A 9,832-nucleotide genomic window follows, 5' to 3' on the forward strand; every position below is an offset into this window, starting at 1 on the left:
TTGGCACGCATGTGAGCCGCACCCGCACCAGTACGCGTCCTGCCCGTAGCGAAAACGCCACGGGCGTGCTTTTTGGTATCGGCGCTTACGGACTGTGGGGCTTGCTCCCCATCTACTTCCTCATCCTGCTGCCGGCCACCGCAGTGGAGATTGTCGCGAACCGTGTGCTCTGGTCACTGATTTTCTGCGCACTGCTGCTGACCGTTCTGCGGTCCTGGGCCACAGTCCGCACCGCCTTTGCGAACCGGCGGGTGCTCGGAACCCTTACCGTTGCCGCTCTCCTGATTGCGGTGAACTGGCTCGTCTATACCTACGGGGTTACCAACGGTCACGCCATCGAAGCTTCGCTGGGCTACTTCATCAACCCGATCGTGTCGGTACTTCTCGGTGTCCTCGTGCTGCGGGAAAAGCTGCGCCCGCTGCAGTGGGCAGCCGTGGGAATGGGGCTTGTCGCCGTCGTCGTCCTGGCGATTGGCTACGGGAACGTTCCGTGGATTGCCCTGGCGCTGGCGTTTTCGTTCGGTTTCTACGGGTTTGTGAAGAAGCGGGTGGGGCCGAGTGTCGACGCCGTGACCAGCCTCAGCATCGAAACAGCAGTGCTGACGCCGATCGCCGCCGTCGTAATGATCTGGCTGGCGCTCTCCGGCGGCGCAACGCTGACCACGGAGGGGCCTGGCCACTTCTGGATCATGGCGGCGTCGGGAATTATCACCGCCGTTCCACTGATTTTCTTCGGGGCAGCCGCCAGACGGCTGCCCCTGACCACCATCGGGATGCTGCAGTACCTCGCGCCGGTCCTTCAGTTCATCCTGGCCCTCACGGTTTTCCGCGAGGAGATGCCGCTGGAGCGGTGGATCGGCTTTGGGCTGGTATGGATAGGCCTCGCGCTCCTCACCGTGGACATGGTCCGAACGGTCCGGAAGAACGCGAGGCCCCGCAAGAGCGGGCAGCAACAGCAGCCCGCGAGCGTCTGACTACTCGGCCACCTCAAGCGCCGGAGTATCCCGGCGCAGCGTCTCGCCTCGGAAGAACCCTGGATGCGTGCGGCGGACGACGAGCATTACCACGACGCCGAGTGCGATGATCCCGACTCCGATCACGAACACCAGGCCCACCCCGAAGATCTCCGAGCCGCTGCCGAAGGCCGGGTCCCAGCTGTCCACGGCGGTCTGCAGGAACACGATCACGAGGCCGATTCCGCCAAGCAGTGGAGCCAGGAGCCGGAACACGAAGTTCCGCGCCGAGGTAAACGCCGTCCGGCGGAAGTACCAGACGCAGGCCAGTGCGGTCAGGCCGTAGTAGAAGCAGATCATCAGGCCGAGGGCCATGATGGTGTCGTTCAGGACGTTGTCGCTGATGATGCGCATGAGCGAGTAGAACCCGGCGGAGATGACGCCCGCTACAACGGTTGCGAAGACCGGCGAGCGGTACGTCGGGTGCACCGTTGCGAACTTCTGCGGCAGCGCCTGGTAGTAGCCCATGGCCAGCAGACTGCGGGCCGGGGAGAGGAAGGTGGACTGCAGCGAGGCCGCGCAGCTGGACAGCACCGCGAGCGAGAGCAGGATGGCAAACGGTCCCATGACCGGAGCTGCGAGCGCCGCGAAGACGTTCTCGGAGATGTCCGCGTTGTTGAGGCCCAGTCCCTCAGTGCCGATGCCGGCGAACATGACTGTCGCGATGGCGCCGAGCAGGTAGATACCCAGTACGACGACGGCAGTCCAGGTTGCGGCCTGGCCGGCCGTGCGCTTGCCGTTCCGTGATTCCTCGCTCACCGTGAGGCAGACGTCCCAGCCCCAGAACGCGAAGATGGACAGCGACAGCCCCAGTGCAAAGGCGGAGAAGCTTTCGATGGCGAAGGGGTTGAACCAGTCCCAGCTGAACGCCACGGTGTCAGCGGCTGCGCCCTGCTGGATGCGGCTGAACGCTGCAATTACGAACCACGCCAGCACACCGACCTGCAGTCCCACGAGCGCGTACTGCACGGCCTTGGTGGTCTTCACGCCGCGGCAGGAAACCCACACGGCAGCGCCGACAAACACCAGGCACGTCAGGATATTCAGCCAGCGGATACCGGTGAGGTCCGCGATGGCCTCCTGCCCGGTGAGCTGGGCGAGGAACAGATAGAAGAAGTCGACAGCGACGCCGGCCAGGTTGGAGAGCACAATGATGTTGGCCGCCAGCAGCCCCCACCCGCCGATCCAGCCGATGTACGGACCGAATGCCTTGGTCACCCAGGTGAACGTTGTTCCGCTGTCCGGGCTGTCCGCGTTGAGCTCGCGGTATCCCAGCGCCACCAGGAACATCGGGATGAACCCGACCAGGAAGATCGCCGGAAGGTGCACGCCGATACTCTGCACCGTGGGGCCCAGGGTGCTGGTGAGGACGTACGCCGGCGCAATGGTGGAAATACCGATCACGACGACGGCGAGGAGGCCGAGCTGCCCCGTCTTCAGTCCCTTGCCGGAGTACGTGGGTGTGCCGTCTGGAGCGCCGGTGCGCACCTTCATAGTGCTCATGGGTTCCTTACCTCTTTGTTAGGAATTCTTCGTTAAGAATTGTCTTGAAGTCTGGTTCTCTCAGGTGAGACCGCGATGCGCGCCAGCGGGTTCTCCACTGTCACCTGGATCACATAAACGAATTGCGTTCGTTTAGTATGCAGGCTCCGACGCCCGTGTGCAAGAGACACCACCCATGAGTTGGCAGGACATGCCCCTGATCACCCTCCATTCGGGGCGTTTCCGGCCGAATCAACGCACAAGAACGACGGCGGCCGGCCGGGTCAGTCCCTCAAGGGAACCGCCCAGCCGACCGCCGTCGTCGTCGTTTATGCGCTCAGCTCTACTTGACCGCGCGGATTGCCTTCTCGAGGACGTCCAGTCCGTCGTTCAGGAGCTCCTCGCCAATGACCAGCGGGGGCAGCAGCCGCATGATGTTGCCGTAGGTTCCGCACGTGAGGATGATGACCCCTTCCTCCAGGCATGCCGCCGCAATCGCCTTCGTGGCCACCGGGTTGGGCTCTCTGGTGCCCGGCAGAACGAATTCGACGGCGAGCATGGCGCCGCGGCCGCGGACCTCGCCGATGATGTCCGTCTGCTCCTGCAGCGCGCGCAGCCGGGGCACCACAATCTCCTCGATCCGCCGCGCACGGGCAGACAGGTCCAGCTCCGTCATGGTGTCGATCGCAGCGAGCGCCGCAGCGCAGGCAACGGGGTTGCCGCCGTAGGTGCCGCCCAAACCACCGGGGTGCACGGCGTCGAGCAGGTCCGCCCGGCCGGTGACTGCCGAGAGCGGCATGCCCCCTGCGATGCCCTTGGCCATGGTGATGAGGTCAGGAACAACTCCCTCATGGTTCACTGCGAACCATTCGCCGGTGCGGCAGAATCCGGACTGCACCTCGTCGGCAATGAAGACGACACCCTTTTCCTTCGCCCACGCTGCGAGGGTGGGCATGAAGCCGTCAGCGGGAACAATGAAGCCGCCCTCGCCCTGCACCGGCTCGATGATGATCGCGGCGAGTGACTCCGCACCGATCTGCTTCTCCATCACGGAGATGGCCCGCTGCGCCGCTTCCTCACCCGTGATTGACGGGTTTTCCTCGCGGAACGGGTAGCTCATGGGCAGGCGGTACACCTCGGAAGCGAACGGACCAAAGGTGCCGTCGGGGCCGGCCTTGTAGGGCAGCGACTTCGCGGTTAGCGCCATAGTCAGGTTGGTGCGGCCGTGGTAGGCGTGGTCAAACGCGGCTACCGCTGGCCGGCCGGTGGCCATCCGTGCAATCTTGACGGCGTTCTCCACCGCTTCAGCGCCGGAGTTGAACAGCACCGTCCGCTTCTCGAAATCGCCCGGAGTCAGCTCGGCGAGCTTCTCTGCGACGGCGATGTACCCCTCATACGGGGTCACCATGAAGCAGGTGTGGGTGAAGTGCTCCGCCTGTTCCTTCACGGCGCCGACGACGGCGGGATCGGACGCGCCGACGCTTGTCACCGCGATACCTGAGCCGAAGTCTATGAACGAGTTACCGTCGACGTCGTGCAGAATCCCGCCGTCGGCGTCCGCAACATACACGGGAACGCCGGAGGCAACACCCTTGGCAACGACGGCGGAGCGGCGTGCGTTGAGAGCGGTGGATTTGGGGCCGGGGAAGTCGCCGATGATGCGGCGCTTTTGCTCGAGCCGGAAGTGCGGCTGGAGTGCCTGGGTGGTCATAGGAAGTCCTTTCTGGACTAGGAATCTGGACTAAGAATCTCGACGAAGAAGTTCTCAGGCGTCCAGCGCGCTCATGACGTGCTTGATGCGGGTGTAGTCCTCAACGCCGTACATGGAGAGGTCCTTGCCGTAGCCGGAGCTCTTGAATCCGCCATGGGGCATTTCGGCAGTGAGGAGGATATGGGTGTTGATCCACACAGCCCCGAAGTCCAGGTCACGGGAGACGCGCATGGCTGTTCCGTGGTCGGTGGTCCAGATACTGGAGGCCAGGGCGTAGTCGACGTCATTGGCCATCTCAATTGCTTCATCCTCGGTGGAGAACTTCTGCACGGTGATGACCGGTCCGAAGGTTTCCTTCTGCACGATGTCGTCAGTCTGCCGGGCGCCGGTGATGATGGTGGCTTCGTAGAAGTAGCCCTTGTCGCCGGAGCGCTTGCCGCCGACCGCTACGGAGCAGTGCGAGGGCAGTGCATCCATGACGGCGTTGACGGCGTTGAAGTGGTTGATGTTGTTGAGCGGACCGAAGTAGTTCTTCGAGTCATCGGCGTCGCCCGTCGTCAGGGTTTTGGTGTGTTCAACCATGGCAGCCACGAGATCATCGTGGGCCGAATCCTGCACCAGCACACGGGTCACGGCGGTGCAGTCCTGACCTGCATTGAAGAAGGCCGCCTCGGCGATGGCCGCCGCGCTCTTCTTCACATCAGCGTCCCCGAAGACGATGGCAGGAGCCTTGCCTCCGAGCTCGAGATGGGCCCGCTTGAGGCCCTTCGCGGCTCCGGTGGCGACGGCGATGCCCGCCCGCACCGAGCCGGTGATCGAGACCATGGCCGGGGTCTTGTGCTCAACCATGGCTGCGCCGGTGGCTCCGGTGCCCAGCACAACGTTCAGTACGCCGTCGGGCAGGATGCCCTGCGTCAGGCGGGCGAGGACCAGAGTGGATTCCGGAGTGGTGTCGCTGGGCTTCAGCACAATCGTGTTGCCTGCGGCGAGCGCCGGTCCGATCTTCCAGATGGCCATGAGGAACGGGTAGTTCCACGGTGCAACCTGGGCGATGACCCCAACGGGTTCGCGACGGACATACGAGGTGTGGCCCTCGAAGTACTCTCCGGCGGACTTGCCCTCAAGGATGCGGGCGGCGCCGGCGAAGAAGCGCATCTGGTCAGCTCCGGCTGCGACTTCCTCCGAGGCGATCATTTCGCGGACCTGCCCGGTGTTGCGGTGCTGGGCTTCAACGAGTTCCTCGCTGTGGGCCTCGATGGCGTCCGCAAGCTTGAGCAGCATGAGCTGGCGCTGCCCGGGAGTCTCCCGCTTCCAGGAGGAGAAGGCCGTCTTGGCGGCGCTCATCGCGGCGTCGATGTCAGCCTGGACTGACACGGGTGACTGTGCGACCACTTCACCGTTGGTCGGGTTGACGATGTCCAGCAGTTCGCTGCCGCTCGGCGTGACGAACTTGCCGTTGATGAAGTTCTGCAGGGTTGCGACCACGGCGTATTTCCTTTCGTTTCCGGACAGGAGTGCCCAAATTCACTGCCGACCATACGTGGTCCACGCCACGCCGCCTAGGTTTGAACGCACAGCGCTTCCGCAAAAGCGTGATGCATCCGCACAAGCGCGTCAGCCTATAGTGGACGTTATGGCAATCACACTGTCGGCCCTCCTTGCCACGCCCGCACTGAAGCTCCAACAGGTGGGCACCAGTGCTGTGGCGGACGTCCCGGTCCAGTGGGTTGCGGTGACCGAGCTGGAAGATCCGAAGCCATTCCTCAGCGGCGGCGAAGTGGTGCTCACCACCGGCCTCCGGCAGAAATCAGCCACCTCACAGCGGAACTTCGTCCGGCACGTCCAGGCCTCCGGCGCACTCGCGATCGGGTTTGCAACGGGCCTCAGCCACGAGAAGGTGCCCGCCGCGTTCCTGGATCAGGCGGACGAGCTCGGACTCCCGGTGTTCCGCGTTCCGTACGAGACGCCATTCATCGCAATCGGAAAAATCGTTGCTGATTCCCTGTCCGCCGAACACTATGCGCGGCTCGAAAACCTGCTCACGGGCCACCAGGTGCTGGCCGCTGCACTGCTGGGCGGCGGTGGGCTCCCCCAGCTCCTGCGTGAGCTTGCCGCGATGCTGCGCACCGACGTCGCGCTGTCCCAATATGGAACGGTGCTGTTCGCAACCAGTGGCAGCGCCCCGGGCTTCGGGGCAGTTGAGCAGGCCGCCGAGCAGGCCGCTGAGCAGAACCGCGCGTGGCACCGCATGCCGGTGGCGACGGGCCTGAAGGACCGCTGCACTTTGGCCATCGGCGAACCGTACCAACGCGACGCCATCACGGACTACGCACAGAGCCTGATCAGCGTGGAACTGAGCAACCAGGCCAGGCGCAGGGCGAGTGAGCGCGCCGTCGTCGGGCAGTTGCTGCAGGACGTGGTGCGCGGCTCGCTCACCGGCAGCGATGCTGCAGCGCGCCTGGGCAGCGCCGGCATCGACACTGCGCGGAGGCAGTGCGTTGTGCTTGCCGATGTGGCAACCGGTCAGCGCCGCGCCCTGCGGACGCTTCCACTGCCGGGCGCGTACGACGACGCCGTCACGGCCGTTGTGGACGACCGCCTGGTGATCGCGGTGCCGGAAGGTGACGGGGAGTCTTTCAGCCAGGCGCTGAGCGCCTACCTTCACGGCGCCGGTTTCACAGCGAAAGTAGGCTTCGGGGGCGGCTATGCCCAGCCCAGCGGGCTGCGCTGGAGCTACTTCGAGGCGCGGGAGTCGCTGACCCGGGGCCAGGCGGTCAACCAACCGGACCGGCTCAGCCTCACGTCCCTCCTCATGGCAAGTGAGGACGTGCCGCTGGCGGATCTGGCCGCCGAAGCGCTCGATCCGGTCGTGGCGTTCGATGACCGCCACGGCGCAGAGTTGATGCTCACGCTCGAGAAGTACCTGGCTCATAACGGGTCGGTGGCCGCCGTTGCGGACGTGCTGCAGCTGCACCGGAACACCGTTCGCTACCGTCTGCAGCAGATCGTCGAACTCACGGGCTACGATCCCGCCATCACCGCAGACCGCGTACACCTGTACCTGGCGTTGAATGTGCGCGGCCTCCGGTAGGCCGCGCCCCTGCTTCTGAACTTGGTACGGAAACAGGGGAATCCGGTGCCCGACGAGCGATCTCTCTGGCGCGCCGCCCCCAACGCTCCATAAGGTAATCGAATGGCTAATCAACTGCATACGAGTCTGCTCCACACCTGGCAGGGCATCGACGATCCGGGCCGCCTGGATTCCGCCACGATCAATCTGGAGCCGGGTCGGCTGAGCGCACACGGCACATCCAGGACAGACTCGTATGCCATGAGCTGGGCGCTCACGACGGCGGAGGGCTGGGTAACCCGCCGCCTGACCGCGACGGTGCATGGTCACGGCTGGAGCCGGCACCTCGAGCTGGGGCGGGACAGTGACGGCGTGTGGACCAGCACCGGCTCAAGTTCCGGCGAATGCGACCTCCCCGCACCAGGCATCAAAGACCCTTCCTTGCTGATCGGTGCCCTCGACTGTGATCTGGGGCTGTGCCCGCTGACCAACACGATGCCCATCCTGCGGTTGAACCTGCACTCCGAGGAGTTGGCGCCGGCGGATGAGACCTCAATGGTCATGGCATGGGTGGAGGTTCCGAGCCTTCGGGTGATGCGCAGCAGCCAGATGTACAGCCAACTGCGTTCAGCGAACAACGAGCGGAACGGCGTAGTTCTCTACAGCTCCGACAACCATGGGTTCACGGCGGAGTTGCAGATCGACAGGGAGGGCGTGGTTATCGAATATCCCGGGCTGGCAACCCGAATCCGCTAAGTTTCGGTAACTTTTCTCACGATCCAACCCCTGATGGGCCATTGCACCTAACACACCGAATGCGCTTGTGTACAGAGCGTACGGTGGAATTATGTCTGATTCCGCACACAATCCTGCCCAAGTACAGTCAGGGCCGCCGGGAACGGCCTCCGCACAAGCACCCAGCAAGGGTGTTCTTGATCGTCCTGTCTTCTACACGTCCCTGGTGGTCGTGCTGGCGCTGGTCATCCTCGGTGTCGCTTTCCCCACCGGTTTTGCCGATGTCACCAGCAGCGTCCTCGATGGATTGGTAACCAATTTCTCCTGGGCCTTTGTCCTCACCGCAACCGGCTTTGTTGTCTTCGCGGCATTCCTCGCCTTCAGCAAGTACGGCCGCATCCGCCTCGGAGCCGACGATGAGAAGCCAGCCTTCTCCCGCGCCTCCTGGATTGCAATGATGTTCAGCGCGGGCATGGGGATCGGCCTGATGTTCTATGGCGTCACCGAACCCATCTCCCACTACCTGACGCCGCCGCTTGCAGGTGTGGAGCCAGGTACCGACGCCGCCGCCCGTCAGGCCATGAACTACACGCTCTTCCACTGGTCTCTGCATCCGTGGGCGATCTACGCCGTCGTCGGACTGGCCCTGGCCTACTCCGCGTTCCGCAAGGGACGCGGCATCGGATTCAGCGCCGCCTTCGCTCCGCTGTTCCGCGGGCGCACCAATATCAAGGCCCTGCGCGCAATCGACGTGTTCGCTATCTTCGCAACCCTGTTCGGCTCCGCTACCTCCCTGGGTCTCGGCGTTGTCCAGATCAACGGTGGGCTCACCGAAGTCTTCGGGATCGAAAGCAACATCTGGGTCCAGGTAGGGCTCATCGGGCTCTTGACCGTGTGCTTCGTCGTCTCCGCCGTCAGCGGTATCTCCCGCGGCATCAAATGGCTCTCCAACGGCAACATGATTGCCGCGCTGGTGCTCCTCGCCTTCCTGTTCATCGTGGGCCCGACGGTCTTCATCCTCGAGCTGATCCCTTCCGCCGCAGGCAACTACCTGTTTGCCCTCCCCCAGATGGCAACTCGCACCGGAGCCTTCGGCGGCCAGGACTGGCTCTCAGCCTGGACTATCTTCTACTGGGCGTGGTGGGTTTCATGGACGCCGTTCGTCGGTTCCTTCCTCGCCAAGATCTCGCGCGGCCGCACCATCCGTGAGTTCATCCTCGGCGTCGTCGCTGTGCCGAGCCTCGTCAGCCTCGTCTGGTTCGGTGTCTGGGGAGGCACCGCGATTACCGCGCAGAATAACGGCGTGGACATCGCCGCGGCCAACGCGGAGAGTCAGGAGTCAGCGATGTTCGCGCTGCTGGCTGAATACCCGCTGGCCTCGGTGACGGCGATCCTCGTCGTCCTGCTCGTTGCGGTGTTCTTCATCTCCGGCGCGGATGCCGCCTCGATCGTGCTGGGCTCGCTCTCCTCCTTCGGTTCCGAGAACCCGAAGAAGTGGCTCACCATTCTGTGGGGAACCATGACCGGCGCGGTAGCAGCAGTCCTGCTCTTCATCGGCAGTCTCGGTGCGCTGCAGACGCTGACGATCATCGCCGCAGCACCGTTTGTCCTCATCATGGTGGGCCTCTGCGTGGCGCTCATGATGGACCTCTCAAAGGATCCGGCGATTGTCGGCGCGAAACGTCGTCGTACTCCCGCTGCACCGGCCCTTGAGCCGGAGCGTCAGGAGGAAGACCTCGGCACGGCCGAGGAAGCCGCTGCACGGTAGGCAGCCACTGCCTGTCACGACGACGACGCTCCCGCAGCCTCAGGCTGTGGGAG

General features: G+C 64.1%; 7 protein-coding genes. 4 read left to right on the forward strand and 3 right to left on the reverse strand.

Features of this window, described 5'->3' with window-relative positions:
* Nucleotides 1–11: 11 nt before the first annotated feature.
* Complete coding sequence (rarD, locus tag ABFX19_RS01645; RefSeq protein ID WP_277359280.1) at nt 12–974, forward strand: EamA family transporter RarD; 963 nt, start codon at nt 12–14, stop codon at nt 972–974.
* Here rarD and ABFX19_RS01650 read toward each other — a convergent pair whose 3' ends face one another.
* The 3 genes from ABFX19_RS01650 to ABFX19_RS01660 form a co-directional block, all read right to left on the reverse strand.
* Nucleotides 975–2,516 carry an APC family permease gene (locus ABFX19_RS01650; RefSeq protein ID WP_277359281.1) on the reverse strand — a complete coding sequence of 514 codons (1,542 nt, stop codon included), beginning with the start codon at nt 2,514–2,516 and terminating at the stop codon, nt 975–977. It abuts the gene before it with no gap.
* Between the two features lie 322 nt (nt 2,517–2,838).
* The gene (gene gabT, locus ABFX19_RS01655) at nt 2,839–4,206 is read right to left on the reverse strand and encodes a 4-aminobutyrate--2-oxoglutarate transaminase (protein ID WP_346027243.1); all 1,368 of its coding nucleotides are present in this window, start codon (nt 4,204–4,206) and stop codon (nt 2,839–2,841) included.
* 54 nt (nt 4,207–4,260) lie between these two features.
* Nucleotides 4,261–5,691: a gamma-aminobutyraldehyde dehydrogenase gene (locus ABFX19_RS01660; protein WP_346027244.1), complete on the reverse strand. Its 1,431-nt coding sequence runs from the start codon at nt 5,689–5,691 to the stop codon at nt 4,261–4,263.
* 148 nt (nt 5,692–5,839) lie between these two features.
* Here ABFX19_RS01660 and ABFX19_RS01665 point away from each other — a divergent pair, with 148 nt between their 5' ends.
* The 3 genes from ABFX19_RS01665 (at nt 5,840) to ABFX19_RS01675 (ending at nt 9,779) form a co-directional block, all read left to right on the forward strand.
* Entirely contained in the window at nt 5,840–7,297 is a 1,458-nt protein-coding gene (locus ABFX19_RS01665) for a PucR family transcriptional regulator (protein ID WP_346027245.1), read from the forward strand.
* 102 nt (nt 7,298–7,399) lie between these two features.
* The gene (locus tag ABFX19_RS01670; RefSeq protein ID WP_346027246.1) at nt 7,400–8,032 is read left to right on the forward strand and encodes a putative glycolipid-binding domain-containing protein; all 633 of its coding nucleotides are present in this window, start codon (nt 7,400–7,402) and stop codon (nt 8,030–8,032) included.
* A 91-nt stretch (nt 8,033–8,123) separates the two neighbouring features.
* Nucleotides 8,124–9,779 carry a BCCT family transporter gene (locus tag ABFX19_RS01675; protein WP_346027247.1) on the forward strand — a complete coding sequence of 552 codons (1,656 nt, stop codon included), beginning with the start codon at nt 8,124–8,126 and terminating at the stop codon, nt 9,777–9,779.
* Nucleotides 9,780–9,832 lie beyond the last annotated feature (53 nt).

Source organism: Arthrobacter parietis (genome assembly GCF_039530425.1).
GTDB classification, from domain to species: Bacteria; Actinomycetota; Actinomycetes; order Actinomycetales; family Micrococcaceae; genus Arthrobacter_D; species Arthrobacter_D parietis.

Bases quoted from the DNA above. Each gene is read 5' to 3' on its own strand.
- ABFX19_RS01675 (WP_346027247.1), top strand. From the start codon at position 8,124: ATGTCTGATTCCGCACACAATCCTGCCCAAGTACAGTCAGGGCCGCCG.
- gabT (WP_346027243.1), bottom strand. From the start codon at position 4,206: ATGACCACCCAGGCACTCCAGCCGCACTTCCGGCTCGAGCAAAAGCGC.
- ABFX19_RS01665 (WP_346027245.1), top strand. From the start codon at position 5,840: ATGGCAATCACACTGTCGGCCCTCCTTGCCACGCCCGCACTGAAGCTC.
- ABFX19_RS01650 (WP_277359281.1), bottom strand. From the start codon at position 2,516: ATGAGCACTATGAAGGTGCGCACCGGCGCTCCAGACGGCACACCCACG.
- ABFX19_RS01670 (WP_346027246.1), top strand. From the start codon at position 7,400: ATGGCTAATCAACTGCATACGAGTCTGCTCCACACCTGGCAGGGCATC.